General features: G+C 41.8%; 19 protein-coding genes and 5 pseudogenes. 8 read left to right on the top strand and 16 right to left on the bottom strand.

The features are described from left to right. Nucleotides 1-4: 4 nt before the first annotated feature. Together KA717_09735 and KA717_09740 are read left to right on the top strand one after the other, a co-directional pair. On the top strand, nt 5-1,132 hold the full coding sequence (locus KA717_09735) for a glycosyltransferase family 4 protein (protein ID UXE62943.1): 1,128 nt from the start codon (nt 5-7) through the stop codon (nt 1,130-1,132). Then, on the top strand, nt 1,101-1,790 hold the full coding sequence (locus KA717_09740; protein UXE62944.1) for a glycosyltransferase family 2 protein: 690 nt from the start codon (nt 1,101-1,103) through the stop codon (nt 1,788-1,790). Before KA717_09735 ends, KA717_09740 begins: the two co-directional genes overlap by 32 nt. 825 nt (nt 1,791-2,615) lie before the next feature. Here KA717_09740 and KA717_09745 read toward each other — a convergent pair. Continuing rightward, nucleotides 2,616-2,768, bottom strand: coding sequence for a hypothetical protein (locus KA717_09745; protein UXE62945.1), 153 nt, complete (start codon nt 2,766-2,768; stop codon nt 2,616-2,618). Beyond that, on the bottom strand, nt 2,747-3,073 hold the full coding sequence (locus tag KA717_09750) for a hypothetical protein (GenBank protein UXE62946.1): 327 nt from the start codon (nt 3,071-3,073) through the stop codon (nt 2,747-2,749). The genes KA717_09745 and KA717_09750 overlap by 22 nt, the downstream gene beginning before the upstream one ends. Nucleotides 3,074-3,161: 88 nt before the next feature. On the opposite strand from KA717_09750, the pseudogene KA717_09755 reads away from it, so the two are divergent. Next, nucleotides 3,162-3,682 (top strand): annotated as a pseudogene (locus KA717_09755) (helix-turn-helix domain-containing protein). Between the two features lie 86 nt (nt 3,683-3,768). On the opposite strand, the gene KA717_09760 reads toward KA717_09755, so the two are convergent. Beyond that, nucleotides 3,769-4,299, bottom strand: coding sequence for a zinc ribbon domain-containing protein (locus KA717_09760; GenBank protein UXE62947.1), 531 nt, complete (start codon nt 4,297-4,299; stop codon nt 3,769-3,771). Nucleotides 4,300-4,441: 142 nt separating this feature from the next. Between KA717_09760 and KA717_09765 the strand changes: the two are divergent. Continuing rightward, nucleotides 4,442-5,423 (top strand): annotated as a pseudogene (locus KA717_09765) (IS5 family transposase). A 229-nt stretch (nt 5,424-5,652) separates the two neighbouring features. Here KA717_09765 and KA717_09770 read toward each other — a convergent pair. Beyond that, nucleotides 5,653-6,990: pseudogene (locus KA717_09770) on the bottom strand (IS5 family transposase). A 124-nt stretch (nt 6,991-7,114) separates the two neighbouring features. Between KA717_09770 and KA717_09775 the strand changes: the two are divergent. Then, a pseudogene (locus KA717_09775) lies at nt 7,115-7,498 on the top strand (transposase). 205 nt (nt 7,499-7,703) lie between these two features. On the opposite strand, the gene KA717_09780 reads toward KA717_09775, so the two are convergent. From KA717_09780 to KA717_09805, 6 genes and pseudogenes are all read right to left on the bottom strand, one after another. After that, complete coding sequence (locus KA717_09780; GenBank protein UXE62948.1) at nt 7,704-8,231, bottom strand: hypothetical protein; 528 nt, start codon at nt 8,229-8,231, stop codon at nt 7,704-7,706. Between the two features lie 4 nt (nt 8,232-8,235). Next, nucleotides 8,236-8,857, bottom strand: a pseudogene (locus tag KA717_09785) (IS607 family transposase). Next, nucleotides 8,853-9,842 (bottom strand): response regulator, encoded by a 990-nt coding sequence (locus tag KA717_09790; protein UXE62949.1) that lies wholly within the window; start codon nt 9,840-9,842, stop codon nt 8,853-8,855. The pseudogene KA717_09785 and the gene KA717_09790 overlap by 5 nt, the downstream one beginning before the upstream one ends. A gap of 346 nt (nt 9,843-10,188) precedes the next feature. Then, nucleotides 10,189-11,064, bottom strand: coding sequence for an MnmC family methyltransferase (locus tag KA717_09795; GenBank protein ID UXE62950.1), 876 nt, complete (start codon nt 11,062-11,064; stop codon nt 10,189-10,191). An 11-nt stretch (nt 11,065-11,075) separates the two neighbouring features. Continuing rightward, on the bottom strand, nt 11,076-11,456 hold the full coding sequence (locus tag KA717_09800; protein UXE62951.1) for a thylakoid-associated protein: 381 nt from the start codon (nt 11,454-11,456) through the stop codon (nt 11,076-11,078). A gap of 77 nt (nt 11,457-11,533) precedes the next feature. Next, on the bottom strand, nt 11,534-11,875 hold the full coding sequence (locus KA717_09805; GenBank protein ID UXE62952.1) for a hypothetical protein: 342 nt from the start codon (nt 11,873-11,875) through the stop codon (nt 11,534-11,536). Between the two features lie 290 nt (nt 11,876-12,165). Here KA717_09805 and KA717_09810 point away from each other — a divergent pair, with 290 nt between their 5' ends. Continuing rightward, nucleotides 12,166-13,044 (top strand): alpha/beta hydrolase, encoded by an 879-nt coding sequence (locus KA717_09810; GenBank protein ID UXE62953.1) that lies wholly within the window; start codon nt 12,166-12,168, stop codon nt 13,042-13,044. Nucleotides 13,045-13,065: 21 nt separating this feature from the next. Here the strand turns inward: KA717_09810 and KA717_09815 are convergent, their stop codons facing one another. The 5 genes from KA717_09815 to KA717_09835 all read right to left on the bottom strand — a co-directional run bounded on the left by KA717_09815 (nt 13,066) and on the right by KA717_09835 (nt 17,420). Beyond that, complete coding sequence (locus KA717_09815; protein ID UXE62954.1) at nt 13,066-13,653, bottom strand: YdcF family protein; 588 nt, start codon at nt 13,651-13,653, stop codon at nt 13,066-13,068. 108 nt (nt 13,654-13,761) lie between these two features. Beyond that, nucleotides 13,762-15,192: a DUF3370 domain-containing protein gene (locus KA717_09820; GenBank protein UXE62955.1), complete on the bottom strand. Its 1,431-nt coding sequence runs from the start codon at nt 15,190-15,192 to the stop codon at nt 13,762-13,764. Between the two features lie 83 nt (nt 15,193-15,275). Further along, nucleotides 15,276-15,788, bottom strand: coding sequence for a PAS domain-containing protein (locus KA717_09825; GenBank protein ID UXE62956.1), 513 nt, complete (start codon nt 15,786-15,788; stop codon nt 15,276-15,278). Between the two features lie 13 nt (nt 15,789-15,801). After that, entirely contained in the window at nt 15,802-16,614 is an 813-nt protein-coding gene (locus KA717_09830; GenBank protein UXE62957.1) for a biopolymer transporter ExbD, read from the bottom strand. Nucleotides 16,615-16,706: 92 nt separating this feature from the next. Beyond that, on the bottom strand, nt 16,707-17,420 hold the full coding sequence (locus KA717_09835; GenBank protein ID UXE62958.1) for a MotA/TolQ/ExbB proton channel family protein: 714 nt from the start codon (nt 17,418-17,420) through the stop codon (nt 16,707-16,709). A gap of 287 nt (nt 17,421-17,707) precedes the next feature. On the opposite strand from KA717_09835, the gene KA717_09840 reads away from it, so the two are divergent. After that, entirely contained in the window at nt 17,708-21,886 is a 4,179-nt protein-coding gene (locus tag KA717_09840; GenBank protein UXE62959.1) for a PAS domain S-box protein, read from the top strand. Nucleotides 21,887-22,378: 492 nt separating this feature from the next. Next, nucleotides 22,379-24,016, top strand: a complete 1,638-nt coding sequence (locus KA717_09845; GenBank protein UXE62960.1) for a hypothetical protein — start codon at nt 22,379-22,381, stop codon at nt 24,014-24,016. Between the two features lie 220 nt (nt 24,017-24,236). Here the strand turns inward: KA717_09845 and KA717_09850 are convergent, their stop codons facing one another. After that, the gene (locus tag KA717_09850; GenBank protein ID UXE62961.1) at nt 24,237-24,509 is read right to left on the bottom strand and encodes a type II toxin-antitoxin system Phd/YefM family antitoxin; all 273 of its coding nucleotides are present in this window, start codon (nt 24,507-24,509) and stop codon (nt 24,237-24,239) included. Nucleotides 24,510-24,530 lie beyond the last annotated feature (21 nt).

Consider the following 24,530-nt stretch of genomic DNA (forward strand, 5'->3'; position numbering starts at 1 on the left):
ATTAGTGACTCATTACTATCCAAATCATCGAGGTGGGGTGGAAATTGTTGCCGGTAAACTGGTTGACTATTTACTAAAAATTGGTTCTATTGATATTACTTGGTTAGCCAGTAATGTGGATGCTCCTCCTCCCGACCAACCTGGACTCTGGTGTATGCCAATGCCCGCCAATAATTGGATTGAAAAAAAATTGCAAATTCCCTATCCTCTCTGGACAATTCCAGCCCTTTATCGTCTTTGGAAGCTCGTTAAGGATACAGATATTATTCATATTCACGATTATCTTTATTTCAGTAATTTAACAGCCTTTTTATTTGCAAGAATTCAAAAAAAGCGATTAATTATTACCCAACATATTGGCTTTATTCCCTACAATAATCCTCTTTTTCGTTGGCTCCTGAGTTTTCTCAATGCGACACTAGGCTGCTGGATTCTTCGTCATGCCGATCAAACTATTTTTATTAGTGATGTTGTGCAGAAATATTTTTCTAAGAAAACCAGGTTTTGTCAGCCAGCTTTATTGATTCCCAATGGAGTTGAAACCAGTATCTTTTGCCCCACCGATGAAGGCGATCGCCTCAATCATCGGCAACAGTTAAATTTACCCCTTGAGCAGCCAATTTTTCTTTTTGTTGGACGGTTTGTGGAAAAAAAAGGATTGCTGATCTTACGAGCATTAACGCAACAATTTCCAGACGTTTATTGGTTATTTGCCGGTTGGGGTTCCCTCGATCCGAACAGTTGGCAACGTCCTAATATTCGGGTTTTTTCCGATCTCCAAAGTAGCCAACTAACGCCAATCTATCAGGTAGCAGATCTACTCATCTTGCCGAGTAAAGGAGAAGGGTTTCCCTTAGTGGTGCAGGAGGCGATGGCTTGTGGTACGCCAGTCATGGTGGGAACAGAAACCGCTAAAGCTTGTTTAGCTGCCGAGTCATTGATTTTTTCAGAAACCGTTGAATCTGGCGATGTAGTACAATGCTGGTCAGCAGGGATTAGGGAGATATTACAAGATCATGCTAAACTAACTCAGTTGAGAACGACCGTGGCAGCTTTTGCCCAACAATATTGGAACTGGCAACAAACCGCTGATCGCTATTATGAAATTATCCGTCATTATTCCCTGTTATAACGAAGTTAATACTATTGAAAAAGTCGTTTATGCCGTGAAAGATTCACCGATTAAAAATTGTGAAATTATTATTGTTGATGATGGCTCTAGGGATGGGACGAGGGAGTTATTAACGACTAAAATTGAGCCGTTAGTCGATCAAGTTATTTACCATCCCAAAAATAAAGGCAAAGGAGCCGCTTTGAAGACGGGTTTTTCCTCGGCAATGGGGGATATTGTCATTGTGCAAGATGCTGATTTGGAATATGATCCTCAGGAATTTCCTCTCATGATTGAACCGATTCTTAAGGGTAAAGCAGATGTGGTCTTTGGCTCACGTTTTCAAGGCGGAAAACCCCATCGCGTTGTTTATTATTGGCATCGTCTTGGTAATGCTTTTTTAACAACTTTATCTAATATGTTTACCAATATTAATCTGACGGATATGGAAACTTGCTATAAAGCTTTTCGTCGAGAAATTATTCAATCGATCAATATTCAGGAATCTCGTTTTGGTTTTGAGCCAGAAATTACAGCCAAGGTTGCCAAGCTGAATTGTCGGATTTATGAAGTGGGAATTTCCTATTATGGTAGAACCTATAAAGAGGGGAAAAAAATTGGCTGGAAAGATGGAGTACAAGCTATTTATTGTATTATTAAATATAATCTTTTCAATTAAGTTCTATTTCTCCATTGGTTGTGATCACAGTTGTAATTGCCTGTAATCAGCTGTAATAGGCGATCGCCCCTCCTCATCCACAAAAAGCGATCTCCCTTTGCGTTCCTATCCCAAGCAATGGCAATTTTAAAGTTCAATCAACAATGTGACAGCGATCACGCTATAACAAAAACATGAGATCGCAGTTTTTAAAAAATTAATCAAGAGCGATCGCGTTTTGTCCCCCAAAATCTTTCTTGAAAAGCAGAACTTTCTTCAATGCTATGATAGACAAATAATCAATATTCATTAAATCGTTCACTGTAATTCTTATGACTGATGACCAATTGAAACAACTAATCGAGTCTAATCCCAAATCTATTGCGGCCTTATCCGATGCAATGGCAACTGAGCGAGAGGTGATCGCAGCAGAGTGAGAAGAACGACGAGCAGAACGAGGTCAACTATATCAATATTTGGACAGAATTGCGGCAGCACAATCCAATTTCTACGAAGTTCAAGCTGATTATTATCATCAATTAGCAGTGTTATCTGAGCGTCAAACTCACACAGAAGAACAAATTGTTAAAATTTTAAAGCATTTATCCATTACTGAATAATGACGCAGAAGTCACTTTTTTAAGGAGAGAATAAGCACTGGCTCGCATTATGAAGACGATCGTAATCAAAAGCCAAAGTGATCGTACTTTCAAAAGCCAAAACGATCGCGTTTTTAAACATGAATCAACAAGATAACGGCGATCGCAGTTTTAAATTTTAACTAATACAGAAAAAGGGCACTGGTATCGTCTAGCTAGAAGCTACAAACGTTGCAATACGGGAGGTTCAACAAATCAGGCGAATTTGAAGTAAGTCCTCCCAAGTTAACTCTTTTTCAATTATACCGAGAGCTACAGCAGGAACTTCTCTAGTAGTAAAATGGCTGCGAACAAAGTTATGAACCATCCAGAAAATATCTAGGACTCGCTGTAATCCCACAACAGATTTAGCATAAGTATTTGTACGACGACGAAGGCGGCTAAATAGCGTCGGATAGCACTATTCAATGCCTCAACGTGGTTGGCATGGATGTCCTTTTCTTCTGGTTTTTCTGTTGTCTCTGGATGTTCTGGTTTCGGAGTTTCTACTTTCTTGAGTTTACCCTCAGAATCTCGACGTTTACTACTCTTATTTTTTAGTCTTACCACAAGACCCTTCGGTAATACTTTGGTGGGACGACCTCGCTTTCCAGTCCTTAATACTTCGTGACAAATATTAAATAGCAGTTGACTATAAGTAGTCATGCAAAATTAATTACCTATACAGACAAGTGCTATAATAGCCTAAATCAAAAGTAATGATACCATATAAAAAATCAAAAAAGAGATGACTATGAAGTTTATTTGTGATTTAAGTTGGGACACAAAGAAAATGCTAGAACGCATTTACAAGCAAAGTAAGCATCATCAAACAAGACAACGTGCAAAGTGCCTTCTATTGAGCTTAAAAGGAACGCCAATAAAAGAGCTAATGAAAATATTTGAAGTAACAAGAAAGACAATTTACAATTGGTTTAGTTCTTGGGAAGAAAATAAATTGTTAGGGCTGTATGATCGTGCGGGTCGAGGCAGAAAGCCAAAGTTAACAAAAGAACAAGAAAAACAAGTAAAAGAGTGGGTAAAAGAGGAGCCTAAAAATCTAAAGAATGTCCAAATTAAAATAGAGAAAGAATGGGACTATAAAATCAGTAAAGATACAATTAAAAGAACTATAAAAAAGTTTGATATGAGATGAAAAAGAATGAAGAGGGGTCTGAGAAAAAGTGCTGCGGAATGGGAGTTAGAGATAAAAAAGGAGAAATTGATCTGAGATACTTTGATGAAGCAGGCTGGAGAATGAGAGCCTGTATTCCTATGGGTGGCAAGAAAAAGATGAGCCAGTAATATCCTAAAGTAACACAAGAGAGATAGCTTCACTAACTACGATGATGCTGATACATTTATGCGACAGAAAGCGGTATATTACCGCATTTTGCAACAATAGCATCACCCTCGTTACTGAGAGTGAAGGTCGTACCCGACAAAGCCTTGAGCATAATACCCAAAGCACCATTCCAATCGCGTGGAATAACGTGGTCACAAACGGGACATCGAAAAACCTTAGAACCACCTAGTTTTGTGTGGATATGTCCGCATTTCGTACAAGTTTTGCTGGTAAATTCTTCTGTCACGTCAAACACCTGACAGCCACTTAACTCAGCTTTATTTTTAAGGACTTGTTTGAACCGATAATGCGCCCAGGTCAACATTTGTCGGGCAGTTTTACTTCTGATTTTTCGCTTGGAACGATTGGTCATTTCTGACGTTTCAAACTTTGGCAGCAAGATAGCTGGATATTTTTTTGTTAAGTAACTTGCTGTTTTTTTATGGCAGTCATCAATTAAGTCACGAATCTTGCCTCGTAATCGAGAGGCTGCCCTTCTCATCTTTTGTCGTTCTTTAGCAACTTTTGATAGGCTAATTCGACTCATCAAGTCATCAAGATACTTAGGGCTTGCTGAAAAAAGCTGAAACCTTTACGGAGAAAAATAGTAGGCGAATTAAGAACCGCTAGAATGCACGAAAATAGGGTAGAATGCCTCAAAACCATTGCATTAAGAAGAGAGAAAGCAGATGTACCGAAAGCAACAGTACTCAATTGAAACACCAGAAAACTTGAAAAATCTGTTCGGCGGGCAGTTAGACGAAGAAAATCGTTGGATAGAAATGTCAAAAATGATTCCCTGGGAAGAATATGAGGAAGAATATGCAAAAAACTTCACAGAAAAAAAAGGAGCCCCAGCCAAATCATTTAGAATGGCATTAGGAGCATTAATTATCAAAGAAATTTCAGGAAAAAGTGACAGAGAAACAGTAGAACAAATAAAAGAGAACCCTTATTTACAGTACTTTATAGGAATGGAAAGCTATAGTAGCAAAGAAGCATTTAATGCGTCAATGATGGTTCATTTTCGTAAAAAAATAGGAATGGAATTAATAAATAAATAAAATTAATAAAGAAATAGAAAAAAAAGCGACGGGTGTAGCGTCAGAAAAAAAAGAAAATGAAGGAAAGTTATTGTTAGATGCGACTTGTACACCAGCAGATATAAAATATCCAACGGATATAGGAATATTGAATGATGCCAGAGAAAAAACAGAAAAAATAATAGATAAGCTGTATGAAGAAATAAAAGAGAAAAGGAAAGAAAAGCCGAGGACTTATAGGGAAGTGGCAAGAAAAGAGTACTTAGCCATAGCAAAAAAACGTCGTGTGTCAAAAAAAGAAAGAAGAAAAGGAACAAAAAAACAACTAGGATATATAAAAAGAAACTTGTCTGATATAGAAAAAATGATAGAAGAGGGAGCAAAGTTAGAAAAACTAACGAAAAAAGAGCAAGAAGAGCTTGTAACGATAGGAAAAGTGTATGAGCAACAGTTAGAAATGTATGAAAAAAAGACAAATAAAGTAGAAAACAGAATTGTGAGTGTAAGCCAACCTCACGTGCGTCCAATAGTGCGTGGAAAAGCGGGAAAAGCAGTAGAGTTTGGAGCTAAAATATCGGCAAGTAATGTGAATGGCTTTGTCTTCTTAGACAAATTAAGTTGGGATAATTAGGGCTTGCTGAAAAAGTCAAAAAACGAAAGAAATGTGGGTTAGGGAAGTATGGACTGAAAAAGCATAGATAACTTATCCTTATGGAAACAAATCAAAATACAGATTTTGTTTAATCTATTGTTCCTTTCTGTCTAAAAAGGTCAACACAAATCACTCCTCACAAAAGAGAGGAAAATTAACACCATTTTTCACAAGAAAAACGACTCTACAACTTTTTACTTTTTGTCTTCTGAAGTAGAGTAGAAAGATTCATTACCAAAAAGTTCATCGCAATTACCGTTTCCGAGGTCTCAGGTAGTTTGGCCATCACTCGACCAAGACTAAATTTCCTCTTTCCCTGTCCGAATTTACCCTCAATGGCATTACGCACTCTTTCATCTGAGCGTGCCTCTTTCTTTTTTTCTTTGCTCACCTCTTTCGGCGGTCTTCCCAATCGGGGACCACTCATTCTTATATCCCTTTCTTTACAATAAGCTCGATTCGCTTTTGTTCGATAGATTTTATCCACATGAACCGATTCCGGATAACATCCTGTTTCCCTTTTATATTCTTCTATTCGCGCTTGTAAATCTCCCGATTCGTTGTAATTATCCCAACTTAATTTGTCTAAGAAGACAAAGCCATTCACATTACTTGCCGATATTTTAGCTCCAAACTCTACTGCTTTTCCCGCTTTTCCACGCACTATTGGACGCACGTGAGGTTGGCTTACACTCACAATTCTGTTTTCTACTTTATTTGTCTTTTTTTCATACATTTCTAACTGTTGCTCATACACTTTTCCTATCGTTACAAGCTCTTCTTGCTCTTTTTTCGTTAGTTTTTCTAACTTTGCTCCCTCTTCTATCATTTTTTCTATATGAGACAAGTTTCTTTTTATATATCCTAGTTGTTTTTTTGTTCCTTTTCTTCTTTCTTTTTTTGACACACGACGTTTTTTTGCTATGGCTAAGTACTCTTTTCTTGCCACTTCCCTATAAGTCCTCGGCTTTTCTTTCCTTTTCTCTTTTATTTCTTCATACAGCTTATCTATTATTTTTTCTGTTTTTTCTCTGGCATCATTCAATATTCCTATATCCGTTGGATATTTTATATCTGCTGGTGTACAAGTCGCATCTAACAATAACTTTCCTTCATTTTCTTTTTTTTCTGACGCTACACCCGTCGCCTTTTTTTCTATTTCTTTATTAATTTTATTTATTAATTCCATTCCTATTTTTTTACGAAAATGAACCATCATTGACGCACTAAATGCTTCTTTGCTACTATAGCTTTCCATTCCTATAAAGTACTGTAAATAAGGGTTCTCTTTTATTTGTTCTACTGTTTCTCTGTCACTTTTTCCTGAAATTTCTTTGATAATTAATGCTCCTAATGCCATTCTAAATGATTTGGCTGGGGCTCCTTTTTTTTCTGTGAAGTTTTTTGCATATTCTTCCTCATATTCTTCCCAGGGAATCATTTTTGACATTTCTATCCAACGATTTTCTTCGTCTAACTGCCCGCCGAACAGATTTTTCAAGTTTTCTGGTGTTTCAATTGAGTACTGTTGCTTTCGGTACATCTGCTTTCTCTCTTCTTAATGCAATGGTTTTGAGGCATTCTACCCTATTTTCGTGCATTCTAGCGGTTCTTAATTCGCCTACTATTTTTCTCCGTAAAGGTTTCAGCTTTTTTCAGCAAGCCCTAATTACAACGAATCGGGAGATTTACAAGCGCGAATAGAAGAATATAAAAGGGAAACAGGATGTTATCCGGAATCGGTTCATGTGGATAAAATCTATCGAACAAAAGCGAATCGAGCTTATTGTAAAGAAAGGGATATAAGAATGAGTGGTCCCCGATTGGGAAGACCGCCGAAAGAGGTGAGCAAAGAAAAAAAGAAAGAGGCACGCTCAGATGAAAGAGTGCGTAATGCCATTGAGGGTAAATTCGGACAGGGAAAGAGGAAATTTAGTCTTGGTCGAGTGATGGCCAAACTACCTGAGACCTCGGAAACGGTAATTGCGATGAACTTTTTGGTAATGAATCTTTCTACTCTACTTCAGAAGACAAAAAGTAAAAAGTTGTAGAGTCGTTTTTCTTGTGAAAAATGGTGTTAATTTTCCTCTCTTTTGTGAGGAGTGATTTGTGTTGACCTTTTTAGACAGAAAGGAACAATAGATTAAACAAAATCTGTATTTTGATTTGTTTCCATAAGGATAAGTTATCTATGCTTTTTCAGTCCATACTTCCCTAACCCACATTTCTTTCGTTTTTTGACTTTTTCAGCAAGCCCTACTTACATAGCCTGTTGATTCGTCCCATGTCTGATGAACCGACTTCTAGGAAGTTTTGCCCATCAAATCCTGTCAGAAAAGTTCTTACTCCTGGGTCAAGAGCAATAATGCGATTTTCCGGCTGGGGTGTCGTTTTTGTTTCTTCTAGAAAAATACAGAACCAATCACCCGACTTGTCCTTAATTAGTTGAGTTGCATAAAGACTAACATCAGGAATTGCTTCTGAAGAAATAAAACCAAGCCCCTTTGTTAACAAGGGATACCATGTTCCATGACTAAAGTTACATTTGTTGAATTTAATTGTTTTTCTAGGAGCCTTACAACTTCTAAACTTACAACCCCGACTGGCAGTATAGGCTTGGTGAGCATCAAAAATGGCATTCTGCCTGATATGGCAAGGGTTTTCTTTTACCCATTCAGGAAGATTAGATTGCATGATGATATTTCTTAATTTTCCCTTGCCAATCCTGCCATTTTTCTTTTGGTAGTCAATAGCTTGATTAAAGCAATAACGACAAGCCGCCATCCATTTATTCCACTGTTTCTTCAACTCCAGACTGGGATAAACTTTTATCTTTCTTGCTCTGATTTTTATACTTTCCGAGTCCGTATAATCGGCTTGAGAAACAAGGTCGAATGGCGAGGATGTCTTCAACCATCTCGGCTTCAGGAGAGAGATTTGTCTCCCTATCGAACCACGATTGAGCATCCAAACTTTCGGCAGAACCAGTCAAGCCAATCAAATCCAAATCGGGCAAGCCTATCTTTGTTAGCGACCACAATTGCTGCGACATTTCCAGACATGACTCGTTCCAATAAGGCTGTAAGTTTTTGTCTTTTGAAGTTGAGTCCTCCACCGATTTCGCTGACGACTTCCGCTTGCGGGTATTTTTCTTGGAGGACGGCGACTTGTCTTGAGAGGTCTTCGGATTGTCCCCTACTGCTGACACGAGCGTAAATAACGGTAGCTCTAGTTGGCTCAACCTATTTCCCTGTGTAGGATTCAGTGTCGTATCGCCTTTGCCCTGACGGGGTTTTAATTGCTTGGATTTTCCCTTCCTGTTCCCATTTAACCAGGGTTCGGACGTGGACTCCGAGCATTCCTGCTGCGGTTTTGGGTTTAACATATTTTGCGATAATAAATCCCTCAATTCGACGCTTCCATTCTAGCGCATAGTGGCGCATTCTGTCGGTATTCGTGGATTAAATCTTGCTCTTGGATAAAATCAGCGAATTTTTTTACTAATTGGGGATTTCTCCAGCCTTGTTCAGCTTCTTGTTGGAGAATCGCTAGGGCTTCGTCAGGAGAAACAGCCGCTTTGTAAGGGCGATCGCTGGTTAAAGCATTATAAATATCAATAATTTGAAAAACCTGAGCCAGCCAGGGAATTTGTTCACCCTGCAAACCATCGGGGTAGCCACTACCATCCCAACGTTCATGGTGATGACGCATAATTTTACCAATTTCTCGACGGTAAGCGAGGGGTTGAAAGATTTTTTCCCCGACTAAAACGTGTTGTTTAATCAGTTCTCGCTCTGTGGGCGTTAATTTCCCCTGCTTGAGCAAAATAGCATCGGGAATAGCAGCTGTGCCAATATCGTGCAGTCGAGCCGCAAAAACTAAATCCTGTAGAGCTTCTGGTTCTAGCTTTAAATATTCTCCAAAAATCTGAGCAAATTGACTTAAGGAGAAACTGGATGCACCTTCCGCATGACGTTCATCTAATACCTGCGCAACTCGAAATAAAACCTGCTCAATTTGATCGACCCATTCTGTTAAGCGTTTCTTTTGCAGGAGCAGATCTACCCTCGGCAACAAATCTGTCCTATCTAAGGGTTTGAGTAAACAGGCATCCGCACCGACTTCCTTGGCCTTAATCCGAACCGCAGCATCATCTATAACAGTCATTAAAATGGCGGGAATCATGGCCGTTTGCGGATGTTGTCTAAATTCGTGACAAATTTCTAAACCCTTTTTTTGGGGCACCATGATATCTAACATGAGCAAATCAATATTTTCGGCGATCGCTTCCTGGACAACATCTGAATTGCCATCTGACTCAAGGATCTCATAACCATCTAACTTAAGAATGTCAATGGTAGCTAATCTACTATAGGGATGATCATCAACGACCAATATCCGGGCTGTTTTCAGGTTATTCACAGGTTTATATTAAGAAATGCAAATTTAAAAAAGAGTAAGTAGGGTCTGCTGAAAAAGTCCACAAAACGAACCTAGATGCCACAGGACGCGAAAAATGGTGACTTCAGAGAGTTGTTTCCAATTTCAACCCCCAGTTTTCCAACGACGTGCATGGGCTTTGAGCCTCCAAAGGCCATAACCTTGCACCTGATCGTTTTTAAAATGCTTGAAAGCATTATCCGGCAAAGGTTCTATACTTATTCAGCAAGCCCTAAGTAAAGGTGCTTAAGATAAGCCTATTCACCTATCTATTCTGGCAGAGTTTCTGAGAAAATGACCTTTACTTGAACTTTATCTCTTTATTTCTGAGCCAACGTTCTTTCCAAAGACGACTAGGTTCCAGGGTGCTGCTTGCCTGCTCTTGTTGACGACGATTTTTGATGGTCATCGCAGCATCAGTTAAGCTGGGATCTCGATAGGGAACGGCTGCACGGGTTTGGAGATGTTCTTGTTCTGCTAAAGAAAGGGAGGTTAAATCTATTCCTGTCCAATGGGCTAGGGTTCCAGGCGATCGCCGTCCAACTTGAAGACTAGGGCCAATTTTTAAACCCGTTAGCTGCAAAGCTTTTCTCACGGCGGCTGCACAGGAATAGGTCGCGAGATAACCAGGGGGAGCTAAACATTGGGCCACAAGCCTTAAAAATTCCACCGTCCAGAGTTGGGGACACTGGGGCGGCGAAAAGGGATCGAGGAAAATGGCATCCGCCAAAAAGCCCTGTTGTTGAAGAGTGGGTAAAGTCTGACGGGCATCTCCTAACCAGAGTTGGGCGGTTAATAGAGGCGTAACCAGACTTTCTTGAAGGGCTAATTGGGCTAGTAAGGTGGAAACGGGAGCGGGCCAGGGGGTTAATAAATGATGAGCGATCGCGCTTCGGGGAACCAGGGGATCCGATTCTAGGGCCATTAAGGTGACGTGACAATTGGGATTCACTGCCCAAATAGCCGCCAGAGCCGCCGCACTGTTATAACCCAAGCCATAGCAAATATCCAACAGAAAAAGTCGCGATCGCTCTAGGGCCAATTGCGGTAAACGACAAGCCTGGACGAACTTTTGTTCAGCCTCCTGTTTTGCACCCGAACGGGAATGGAAACATTCTTGAAACTCTTCAGAAAAGAAGGTATAGGAGCCATCCTCGGTAATTTGGGGAGCAAACATTTGCCCTAGACTTACGAGCCAGATTGGGAACGAGACTGTTCTAATTCCGTTTTCAGGGCCAGAATCTGGGCTGTCAACTCTTCGATTTCCCGTTGAGCATCGCTAAAACGAATATTGGTTACAGCAGTGCTATTGCCAGAACTTGAACTCGTATGGGTTCTCTGTGCTTTCTGTTGAGCTAACCAGGTTTCTACCCAACGTTTGGCCTCTGTCTCAGTGATTTCTCCTTTTTCAGCCCAAAGCTGAGTTTGTTGACTGAGTTGAGATTGTAATTCCGTGAGGGTTTGTTGGCGTTTTTGCGGATCTTGTAAGGTTTCCACTAGGGTCGTTGTGGCTCCTAGGGTAATCCGTAAACCCTTTTGTAAAAGGTTAGTAGCAGTGTTATTACTCATCGAATCGTTAATTAAAGTAGTTGAGTCGTTAATAAAATATTGGAACTTCAGCGATCGCCTTTATTCTAACGATTTTGTTAGTTTTGTTCGAGATATTGTCCCAAATCTTCAAGCAGTCGGGGTAATTCAGCTTCGGTGGTGAGGCGAATGCGATCATCTCTGACCGTTAACAGCACTTTGGCCGCGAAGGGACTGGGATAAATATTGGGATTACAAAAGACTTCTAGAAAAATTTCTCCGGTATAACGATACTCCATCGTGGGCTGTTTTTGGGCCCGCTCTCCCTTAGCCACCGTTGCCGCGATCATTTTGAGAGATTGCATTAACTGATCAATTTCCTGTTTTAGGGACTGGGCAGCTTCGGGTGTATAACGAAAGGAAACCGAGCCTTGAAGTAAATTGAGCGTTAGAGAAGCCATAAATCCGGATCAGAATTCAAAATAAGGAAATGGAAAAATTGTCGCTCTCCCATCTTAACGGTTTGAGACCTATTGATAAACCTTCATTTTCGCTAGTCAAAGGTTGGAAATTCCCCAACTTTTTCCACAGTCAACCCGTGTTTTCCACAGTTTCTTGCCAAGTTTTCCACAGAAAGTCGCCCAAAACCTTCTCCATCGTTACTTTGGACACAAGTGGTTCCATCAAGGAGAACCCCTTCGTTATTATAATAGTTAGCAAGATTTACCAGCGTCACGGCTCCAATAAACCTATGCCAATCATCGATCTTTTAGGAGTACCGCATTCCTATGAACTCACTCGACCCCTGGCAAATCCCTCTGAGCCTGTACTGATTTATATACATGGTTGGCTATTAAGTCGTCGTTATTGGCAACCTCTGATCCAATCTTTAGGAGAAGATTATCCTTGTTTAAGCTATGACTTGCGAGGATTTGGGGACTCCCCGAATCAACTTCGCTCTTCAGAAACGACCCTTGACCCAGGGCAATCTCCCTACAGTTTAGCGGCCTACGCCGAAGATCTAAAAATTCTTCTAGAAACTCTGAATATTCAAAAAGCCTGGTTAATTGGTCATTCCCTCGGTGGCAGTATCGCCCTTTGGGGAGCCAATCTTTGTCCTGAAAGGGTGCAGGGAGTCATTTGCTTGAATGCCGGTGGTGGCATTTATCTCAAGGAAGAATTTGAGCGATTTCGCCAGATGGGCAAACAATTAGTCAAATTTCGTTCACCTTGGCTGCGCTCTATTCCCCTAATGGATCAACTATTTGCCCGTTTAATGGTTGACCAACCCCTAGAAAAGCAATGGGGAAAACAGAGACTATGGGACTTTACCCAAGCCGATGCCGATGCGGCCCTGGGCTCCCTATTAGAGTCCACTACGGAAGAGGAAGTTCATTTATTGCCTCAAATTGTGGCTCAACTGTCTCAACCTGTCTATTTTCTAGCAGGAAGCCAAGATAAGATCATGGAAACTCAATATGTTCGTTACCTAGCTAGTTTTCATGCCCTCTTTAATCTCCAAGGTAAAAATGTGATTGAAATTCCCAATTGTGGCCATTTAGCGATGTTAGAACAGCCAGAAATTGTGATTGATAAAATTCGCCAAATTTTGCAAATCTCAGGCTGCTAATTTAGCTTGGGTGGGGAACGCTCAAAATATCCTCTCACAATGCTGATCAAGAGTGCTGTGGGCCAACGGATCGATTTGATCCAACCGAAAAATTTCCTGACAGGGAAGATTAATCCCCTGGCCTAAAATTGCCCAAATGAAACTGCGACTTACATCCACAATGGTTTTAACCAGAGATTCCTGATTGCCGGGGCGACCCCGTTCTTGCAGTGCCTCAATCTCCACGCCTATTCCCTGACTGCCGAATAAAATTTGAGCTAACCATTGGGCGCGGGGTAAATGACTCACCGAAGTGATCATTTTGACTCGATGGACTTGCCAGTTTTTCAGCAAAGGAATACTAAACAAAAAGTTCTCAAAAGTGGATTTAGCACATCGCTCTAACCAGACACGCTGGGGGGCAATAACCGCCTTTTGAAAAATCGCTTGAACACAGGGAACGGGGGAACCGGAAGAAATCAAAATCGGGATATCAGTCCATTGAGTCGCTAATTGAGCCGCATGGATTTCTCGTTGAATGCTGCCACCTAATACAAAAATGGCATCAATGGGCTGACCTTGATTGAGGGGTAAACGTACGCAGAGGTGAAAAAGCAAACTTCCCAACAATAACCCGCCGATCCCCCCTAGAGACAGCTTCAGGAACCTTATCTTCCTTTTACGACGTAATTGTCGAGTTAAGTCCAGCTTTGGCCGATTTACTTTACCCAATGCTCTTTACCGTTGTAAGACACCACCATAGTATAAATCTTCGGTTTTTACCGTGACGACCTGGGGCGGGGTAGCATCGGGAGGATACAGAAAATCAATGGTGACTTGTCGTTGTTCGCCAGGGGAAAGATTGAGTAAGACGAGGGGATCGCCTAATTGTCCCTGACGTTGAGTGAGATGGAAGAAACGTTCCTGTTGTTGTCCTCGATCATCGGTGTAGCTCATCTTGATGGTTCCACGAAAAAAGACCTGACCAGAAGGATGATTCACAAAAAAGAGGCGATCGCCGTATTGGTCTTGTTTAATCGGCGTTTGTAGCTTAAGACTAACACTTTGGCGATTTTCGGTTTTATTGCGGAGAGGTAAGGTCAGTTGGTAGTGAACACCATAGTTACCATTGGCTAAATAGGCCGTATCAGAATAGCGAACCAACATCGGCGCACTTTGCACTTGACTCGTTCCATGCGTTCCCACGGATAAGGTACTAAGAGGGTAGGAAAAAGCCTTACCTCGTGCAGGAATGCTCAAGTATTTTAGTCCTGGCTTATCCACTAACAAAGTTTTCCACTCCGAACCCAGGGAAATTCCCGCCACTCGTCCATAGATCGGCCGGGTCGGGCTATTGGTCGTGATCTGATTAAGGGGGGTGGGAACCTTATCTCTAGGAAAAACTAGGGTTCCCCGATCCAGCATCGCCTGCCATTCAGGTAAAACGGGTGCTCGTAATTTTGGCACAACTGGTACTGGAGGTTCCTTTGCCCCTTCCTTCGCTGGTTCTGTTTCCACCGGCATTTCCGCAATGGCATACATCGCTAAATTGGCGAGATAAACTGGGCCATCACTTTCTAATCGTAGATAGGTAGAACGAGCATTACTGGCCGTAATCGGTAGGACAAAGAGCATGGCACTCTGGCGCGGCGGAATAATTAACTGCCGAGGAAAGGTACTTTGGCTGGCTCCCCGCAGAATATCACTGGTTAATCGTGACCCTGGCCCCGAAAAGATTTGGCCCGAAGGATCTTCAATCACCGCCGGTAATTCCACAAAGGGGGCATCGGGAGAGGTGAGATAACTAGCTCCCTGCAAGACTTTAAGGGTGACAAAGCGATCGCTGGGATTTTCCACAATCACCCCTTGATAGAGAGTCCGAGAATCGGGAGTACGGGCAATGTGGTGAGAAAAGAAATCAAAACGACCGTTTAAGGGTTTGTTGAGGTGGGCCCTAGGGTCAGATTTTCCAGTCGGTGGAAAAGAAGAAAGTAAAATACCACTGCTCTGAACAACTTCAGGACTATTGCTGTTAAAAACAGGTATATCATTCAGCTTGCCAGGGAGAGAACGAATTTCCTGGGGTTGGGTAATAAATTCGGACTGAATGGGGGGCAACGGGGCCGTCACCACCTGGGCAACCAAGAATGAGGATAACAATGACAGCATAGAAGAAGACCGAGTGAGGGATAGAACGAATTTTATATCTTCTTAAGATTGCTATTTGGAACCGTTCTTGTCAAGCCCTCGTCCTATCTAGCCCGAAAATGGGCTTTGAGTTGTTGAATTTCTGCTTGCAGTCTGGTGACTTTGGCCGTTAATGTTTGATTCTCCTGAAGCAAGCCTTGATTTTTGCGGATTAACTCTTGCCAAATCTGAGATTGATTTTGCCGTTCATACTGACGTTCACGCCGATCTTGAAAAACCGCGATCGCAAAAATAATCTGTCCCTGTTCATCAAAAATGGGAGCCGCCGACAATTCGAGGGGAATAATTTGCCCCCCTTGATGAATTTCCAGGTCATCAACCGTGAGAGACTCACCCTGAAGAGCCCGCAACAAAGGATGCTCCGTCATCGGATAGAGTTGATTCGTTCCCACCTGGTAAGACTGGTAAATCGTATTGAGTTGATCAATGGTACCCCTAGAAAGAACCCCTTTTCCCAAAATCTCCATAGCCCTAGGATTCATATAATAAGGCGAACCCTGGGCGTTAATTACAAATATTCCTAGCGGACAGGCATTGAGAAATAACTTAAACTCCATGGATAATTGATCTTTAGCGACGGGGTAATCGATCAGGGGACTGATTCGACAGACCTGGTAAAGTTGGCGAGAGGGAAGGATTAGACGGGTTTAGATTCGGTTCTAGACCGGCACTGGAATTAGGAACAGTAGAAGCACTATTAGGAAGTGTGGGGTTGACACTACCAGGAAGCGTGGAATTAGAAGGAATCCCTGGGATTGTGCCGTTAGTTGTGCCAGGCATCGTGCCAGGAAAAGAACTGCTGTTATTGCCTGGTAAAGGACTGCCGTAATTATTGGGAAGATTGCTACCACTGGGAAAACTAGTACTCGGATTACTAAAACCGCCAAAATCATTGGGTTTTTGGGCTTCTCCGGGTAAAGTCGCTAAGGCCACGCGATCGCCGCCCACCCGACGCAAAAGATCTAGAAGTTGCACAACATCGTTATAGCTGGCATTACGGGAAGCGTGCAATACCATTAATCCCGTAGGGTTATACTGATGATAATTTTTAAGGGTATCAAACAACTGAGTTTCCGTGACAGGCTGTTTTTCCACGTAAAGCTGACCCAGATCATCCAGGCTAACCACCAACATCTCCCGCATTTGGGGCTTACCCGTACTTGCCTTGGGCAAATCCATACTAATGGCCTGTTGGCGGGATAACCCGACGGCTCCTAACAGAAAGAAAATCAAAATGCAGAAAATAATATCAATCAAGGGCAGCATTTCAATGCGGGTTTCTCCTTGATCATGGTTATTATCCTGCCATAGCTTCAAGGGTCGGGTGGGATGATAGATCGATAACTTACGAGAAGATCGAGGCGATGACGGTAGGGAAGACATAATCAGCTAGGACGAGTTAACGCAAAAACAGAAAACTGAGACCGATACAAAGGTCAAAAACACCTATAGATTAACTTAAACCAGAGTTAACTTTAGGATTCAGGCATCCCCTCTGCATACTGATTAGCCAGTTCAGATGGCAAATAGCCACGAGGAGGAGTCTCCCCATAGCGAATTTCTTCTTCTTCGATCCAACGTTGACGATAAATTAATTCCAGTTCGCTACCGGCCTTACGGAAAAGTCGCATCTGGTTAAACCAAAAACCCTGAAACAATCGATAAAAAGCCAAACTAATAATGGCAACAATCATACCCGCAGCCGTTGAAATTAACGATTCACTGATGCCTAAGGTTACACCGGTGGTAGAAGAAGTGCCTAGATCCTGAATTTGAATGCTGCTTAAGGAGCGGATTAAGCCCAAAACTGTTCCTAATAATCCCAATAAGGGAGATAGGGCAATGGCGGCCTCTAGAATCTTATCGCCTCGACGCATCAAGGCCAGTTGATCATCCGCAGCAGACTCCAGGGCCAAATGAAAAACATCGGGGTCAGCTTGGGGCAGACGGAGGGGGGCAAACAAATATCTGCCAATGGGATATTTTTGGCTATCCCTAGCCACTTTAACCGCTAAATCCCAATCCCTGGCGGCAGTATCTAGAATACGGGACTGCACCTGGGAACCTTTGAAGAGGATAATTCCCCAAAACCAAAGTCTTTCAATAATGGTGCTCACCGATAAAATAGAAAGGAAAAGGAGCGGCCACATGACAACTCCACCTTGTTCAAAAAGCTCTACTGGATTCACGGTCTTTTGGTACCTCCCCGACGGATTCCCAACTTTTTAGATCGTTACAATTGTGCCATATTCTCGCCTTAACTGTTTTCCAGACGGTCATACACTTGCTCAATTTTGGTTATCAGTTCTACCATTTTTCTGAAGAGAATGGCAAAAACTAAGCGAGGCTAATCAAAGTCAAGGGGCGATTTAAAGACGGTTAACAAGATTCAAGCTAGAAGATAACAATATTAAGGATAATGGTTTAAACCTGAGCAAGAACAGTGAAAAGACTGACTCAATGGATATCGCCAATTGTGCTCTTTCCCCTAATCGCGGGGGGGAGTTTGTCAATGATGACGTTTTTTGTTTGGCGATCGCAGCTTCAACAGGATGAGGCGGATACCCGCCACTATCTTCAGGTAGAAATGACGGCAGTTCAGTTACGGGAAAAGGATCAGGTTGTTTTTAGTAATATCCCTGACTACTGGCAAACTGAAGATTGGCAGCAAAGAACCGTGATCCATCGAGAGCCAGGACTGCCTTGGCAATTGGTCGTGGTTCCTAGTCCTCGAACCCTCAAGGAAATTCGATCGCCTTTCCCGATTTGGACATTGTTGGGGGGATTCGGTCTAGCCAGCCTGGTGGCGATCGCGCTTTATTATGCCTTGGTCAGTCGTCAAAGAAGCCAATCCTTACAAAAAGCCTTAATCGAGCAACAACGAGTCGAAAGAGAATTACAGGCGGCTCTGCTGCTCAATCAGGCAATTTTAGATGGTACCAATTACAGTATTATTTCCACCGATCTGAATGGGGTCATCCAAACCTTTAATCAGGCCGCTGAAAAGATGTTGGGTTATCAGGCTGCCGAAATCATTCATCAACAAACCCCGCTCTTAATTCATGATCCCCAAGAAATCGAAGCGAGAAGTCAGGAATTAACGGCCGAATTAGGATTCCCCGTAGCCGGTTTTGAAACCTTTGTGGCCAAGGCTAAACTACAACAACCCAACGAAGAAATTTGGACCTATATTCGCCAAGATGGAACTCGTTTTCCAGTTTTGCTGTCCATTTCCGCACTCCATAATGCCCAGGGAGAGATTAATGGTTTTCTGGGGATTGCCAACGATATCAGTGAACGTTTGCAGACCGAACAAATGCTTCGGCAGACGCTGCAAGAATTGGCCGTTCAAAAGGCGGCCCTAGATGAGGCGGCAGTGGTAGTGATTACCGATGCCAAAGGCGTGATTACCTACGTTAACGACCGTTTTTGTCAACTTTCCCAATATTCTCGCGCTGAATTGCTGGGACAAACCCACCGTTTGGTCAAATCTGATTATCATTCCCCGAAATTTTTTAAAGATCTCTGGAAAACCATTAGTAGTGGGCGAGTTTGGCATGGTGAAATTAAAAATCGCAGCAAAGATGGCAACTACTATTGGGTCGATTCTACCCTCGTTCCTTTTTTAGATGCTCACGGTAAGCCTTACCAATATCTAGCCATTCGTTTTGACATTACTCAAAGCAAACAAGCAGAAGAAATTTTGCGGGAAAGTGAACAGCGTTTTCGGAATATGGCGGATAGTTGTCCTGTCCTGTTGTGGGTATCCGATACTCGAACCCTTTGCACCTTTTTTAATCAAACCTGGCTGGATTTTCGCGGTCGTACCCTCGAACAGGAATATGGCAATGGCTGGGCCGAAGGGGTTCATCCCGATGATTATCAAGATTGTTTAAACACCTATCTGACTGCTTTTGCTAAACGTGAACGGTTTGAGATGGAGTATCGTTTACAGCGTTTTGATGGGGAATACCGTTGGGTCTTGGATGTGGGGATACCCCGCTTTTTGTCTGATGGCAGTTTTGCTGGTTATACCGGTTCCTGTGTGGATATTACTGATCGCAAGCAGGCCAAGGAAGCGTTACAGAAGCAATTGGAACAGGTGCTATTAATGCGCCAAATTACCCAGAAAATTCGTAGTAGTTTAGCTCCTCGTTTAATTTTTCAAACCACGGCTGAACAGGTAGGACAAGCCTTTAAAGTCAATCGTTGTCTCATTCACAGTTATATCAAGGAGCCTCAGCCCAGTTTACCGGTGGTGGCTGAACATTTAGAACCTGGCTACATTTCCATGCTGGGGACGACTATTCCTGTAGAGAATAATTCTCATGCCAGTCGCATGCTGGAAGTGGATGAGGTGTTATTGTCTCATGATGTTTTTAGCGATCCTCTGTTGACGGAGATGATCTCACTTTGTGAGCAGGTTCAACTCAAATCGATGATGGTGGTACGAACTTCCTATCGCGGTAAACCCAATGGCGCGATCGCCGTCCAGCAATGTGATCAACAGCGTACCTGGACTGAGGAAGAAGCCGAGCTACTAAAAGCCTTAGCCGATCAAGTGGGTATTGCCTTAGCCCAGGCCAACTTACTAGAAAATGAGCGGGAACGACGCAGAGAATTAACCGAGAAAAATCTTGACCTCGAACAGGCCAGATGGGCTGCCGAATCAGCCAACCGCGCTAAAAGTGAATTTTTAGCCATGATGAGTCACGAGATCCGGACTCCGATGAATGGGGTGATTGGCATGACTGATTTATTATTAACGACCTCCCTAACAACGCGACAAAAGGATTACCTTGAAACCATCCGTCAGAGTGGAGATTCCCTCTTAACAATCATTAATGACATTCTCGATTTTTCTAAGATCGAAGCGGAAAAAATGATCCTAGAGCATCAGGTTTTTAATCTGCGGGAAGTAATCGAGAGCACATTAGAATTGATGGCTCCCAGGGCGATGGAACGAAATTTAGAACTTGCCTACGTTTTAGATCCTTCGACTCCAGAAATTATTACTGGTGATATGAATCGTTTGCGACAAATTCTGGCTAATTTGATTGGCAATGGTCTAAAATTCACCCACCAAGGTGAAGTTATCGTTACCGTTAAAGCAGCTCCCTACTCCCTAGAGAGTTCGGCAGCAGAAAGCTTTCCCACCCAGTCTTTTATCCCCACCTATAAATTAGAATTTAGCATCCAAGATACGGGGATTGGTATTCCAGTTAATCGTCTAGATCGTCTCTTTAAAGCCTTTAGTCAAGTCGATTCTTCTACGACAAGAGAGTATGGTGGCACTGGCTTAGGGTTAGTCATTAGTCAACGTCTGGCCCACCTAATGGGGGGAGAAATGTGGGTAGAAAGTCAAGTCGGTGTCGGTTCAACTTTTTTCTTTACCATACTGACAACAACTGTTAAAAATGAAGCTCAGAACTATTCTGAAAATAATCTCGGTTCTCTGGTTGGCAAGCGGGTACTTATTGTGGATGATAATGCGACCAATCGCAAAATTTTATTAACTCAAACCCAGTTTTGGGGCATGGAACCGATCGCCTTTAGCTCTGGACAGGAGGCTCTAGAGTGGTTAAGCGAGGGCAATTCTTTTGAGCTAGGTTTATTAGATATGCTCATGCCGATGATGGATGGAGCCATGTTAGCCGAGCAACTTCATCAATTCCCCCATTGCCAGAATATTCCCCTCATTTTGCTCACTTCCTTAAGCCAAACAGCTTTAAATGAATCGGTACAGGGGCAATTTACTGCTATCTTACATAAACCTCTACGTCAATCCCATTTGTTTAATACACTCATTACGGTTTTTCATCATTCATCTCTCCCGTCTAGCATAGAAGTTATCCCAGAGCCGATAGAACTTTCTAGCTCCAGCGTCAAGGATTTATCTATTTTGTTAGCAGAAGATAATTTAGTCAATCAAAAGGTCGCAGGACAAATGCTTAAAATTCTAGGATATCAAGCGGATATTGCCAATGATGGTCTAGAGGTTTTAAAGATGATTGAGCAAAAAGACTATGATCTCATTTTAATGGATGTTCAAATGCCCAATCTAGATGGCTTAGAAACGAGTCGCTGTATTCGTCAAAAACAGGATTATCCTCAACCTAAAATTATTGCCATGACTGCCAATGCCATGCCTGGCGATCGCGAAAATTGCTTGGCAGCGGGGATGGATGATTATATTAGTAAACCCGTTGTTATTCAAGAATTAAATCAAATTCTAGTCAGTTTTTCTAAACCTTCTAATGTCGTTTTTAACCCGCCCTCAATCGAAGAAAGCAGTGTATCCTGGGTGGAGGAAAGTATTTTACAATTTATGCTAGAAACCTTGTGTAATAATGATTTTCAGCTAATGCAGGAAATGCTGAATTGCTATCTCTCAGAAAGTCTAGAATTAATCCAAAAAATACAATTATCGTGGCAGGCAAAAAATAGCCAAGAGGTGAGTTTTCTAGCCCATTCCTTAAAATCGAGTAGTGCTTCCATTGGAGCTAAAGCCTTAGCCGATCTTTGTCAGCAACTAGAGAAACTCAGCCAAGATGAGTCCTTAAAAACTCAAGTATCTCTGATCTTAGACTTGCAAACAACATACGCTCAGGTTCAGCAGGACTTACACCGATGGTTAGAGAAACTGCAAAATTAGATAGTATTCTGAATCTGTGGATAAGATAAATCATAATGAATAGACTGACTAGGTTCTAGAAATACGATCCACCAGTCTAGAATATTACCCAATTGAGTTGGGTTCTGTTTAATTAGTTTATGAAAGAGGAGATCTATTTTTCCTTTTTTGGGAACAATTTGCTCTTGGTCTAATCTTGGTGATCGGGGTTAAATTTATGGTTACAGGTATCATTAATATTTTTGTCAGTCAGATTATTCTTGAATGCTCAAAAATTAAATAGTACAAATCCCCAAAATACTCATAGGAGCGATCGCTATGTTTCAAAATTTCAAAACGTCCATTCAATTAATTCTAATGATTCAAGGATTGTTTATTGGCACCTCTAGCTTATTTGTACAAAAAGTGCTTGCCAATCCTGTTCAACCATCTTCAATTATTCCAGAAGACAAATTAGTTAGTTCCTGTAATAGAGTTATCCCCAAATTAAACCTGATGTCGCAGGCACACTTCGTGACCACGCCCACTGAATCCAGTTTGGCAGAAGATCAACCTTTACCCGCTCCGACAAGTGCCTGTGCTTCCGATCTAGAAATCCTATCGCCAACACCAAATACTCTAGTTTCTCAAGAAATTTCACCTCCGCCTGAATCTGTTTCCTCTCCTCAACTAAGTGAACCGCTACCAATCCAAACAGCAGAAGATAGCGATGCCAAAGACACGGCTGAAGCCGCACGCTGGAAATTTGTTTTCCAACCCTACGCTACCATTCCTATTAGTACCTACGGAAGCGCAACCGTTAAAGGACAGACCGTTGATTACAGCCTGAGTCTAGGACGATTATTGCAATATCTCAGTGTAGCGGCTAGTGGTCGTGTGGAAGCCTGGAAGGGAAACTGGGGATTTATTATCGATGGTTACTATGCTAATTTGAATGCGATTAACAGTGTCCAGCGAACGAATAGTCGCACTCCTAGCCCGATTAATGCGGTGGACTATGTTTTAACTAAGGGCATTAACACTAATGTCCAGCAGGTTGCTAACCAATTAGATCAAAACATTCAGGTATTGAAAGAACAGGAAGAATTTAAGGCAAGTACAACCCTCCAAAATCTTGAACAGGAGGTCAATAATCTCCAAGCAACCCTGACTCAGGATGCTCAATCTCTAGAAACCTTAGCCACCGATTTTAAATCTTTTCAACAGACATTAGCTCAAGATGGTCGGAAATTAGAGACTTTAGCCACCAATATTCAAGAAGTTCAATCCCTGGGTATTCCTCTTGAAGTTAATCAAGGACTCAAAGCCGCGATCGCCCTCAATAGTGCCATTGCCAAAAATCAGGAGCAATTACAAGACCTACAGCAACAAATCCAAAATCTTGGAACCATTCCCAGCCTAGATCAAGTCGAACAAAATCTACAGCAAACTAGGGCTGTCCTAGAAGAAGCGGGCCAAAAAGTTCAAGAATTACAACAAATTCAAGATAGTGAACCGTTACGAACTCTACAAGCGACCATTGAGCAAGATAAAGAATTAATTGATCAAAAAATACAACAGATCGACAAAGTTAAAAACTTCCAAGAGAATCGGGAACCGCAACAAATCAATAATGATATTGATAGCAGTCTCCAATTTAATCAAGGGATTTATGACTTTGCCGTTAGCTACAATTTCGGTGATACACCCCCCACGAGTTTGCCCAAAACACCTTCTGAAAAAGAATTTCCTCGTTTTTGGTTTCAGCCTATTTTAGGGGTACGTCTTAATGATATTAATGTGCAAATTCAGAATACGATTAATTACGAAATATCCAGTAGTTTAGTCAATATTCAAGGCACGTCTCAAAGCACGGTTCAAGCAGGAAGGCTGTGGTTGGAACCCCTGGTCGGTGCAAAATTAGGATTACAATTATCCGATCCCATTACTCTCTGGTTACGGGGCGATATGTCAGGCTTTGGTTTAGCAGGAGATACGGATTACAGTTGGAATTTACTTTTTGGGATGGATTGGTGGGTCAGAGAAAATATTTCTTTGCAATTAGGTTATCGTTTCTATGAAATTAATTATAAAACAGGTACAGGAAGTAATGCTTTTGGCTTTTCCGAATTATTTAATGGCCCCTTTTTATCGGCAAGTTTTCACTTTTAAGTCTCGATCAGATTAGTTCAACCTGCGATCACACTACCAATAACGGCGATCGCTTTTTCTCCCTCATTCCCCAAAAAGGGCGATCGCTTTCATTTATCTCAGATATTAACTGTTTAAATAATTAATTGCCTCTAATTTTTGAATTGGCGATTTACAAAGGTTTTTATGCAGATTTTTATCTTTTTGTCTGAGTTCTTCGTAAATTTCCCAGATGTTGCTTTCAAAGACTAAGTATCTCATTAAGTTCTGCGATCGCGGGAGTGTAACCTTGATTTTGGCTATGGGTAGTCATGGATTTAGCGATTTGTTCCATAAGAGTATTATTTTGCAAAATTGCTAGGGTTTCTTGTTGTTGCTCCCAATCTTCGACACTAATGACTACAAAATCGGCTCCGTCTTGATTGGTAATTTTGAGGGGAGTGTGTTGAGTAACAACTTGTTTGATTCGGTTTTTTAGGTTATTAGTAAATTGATTGATGGTGATGAAATTCACAGTTTTGCCCTCTTTATTTAA

The organism is Woronichinia naegeliana WA131, assembly GCA_025370055.1.
Taxonomy (GTDB): Bacteria; Cyanobacteriota; Cyanobacteriia; order Cyanobacteriales; family Microcystaceae; genus Woronichinia; species Woronichinia naegeliana.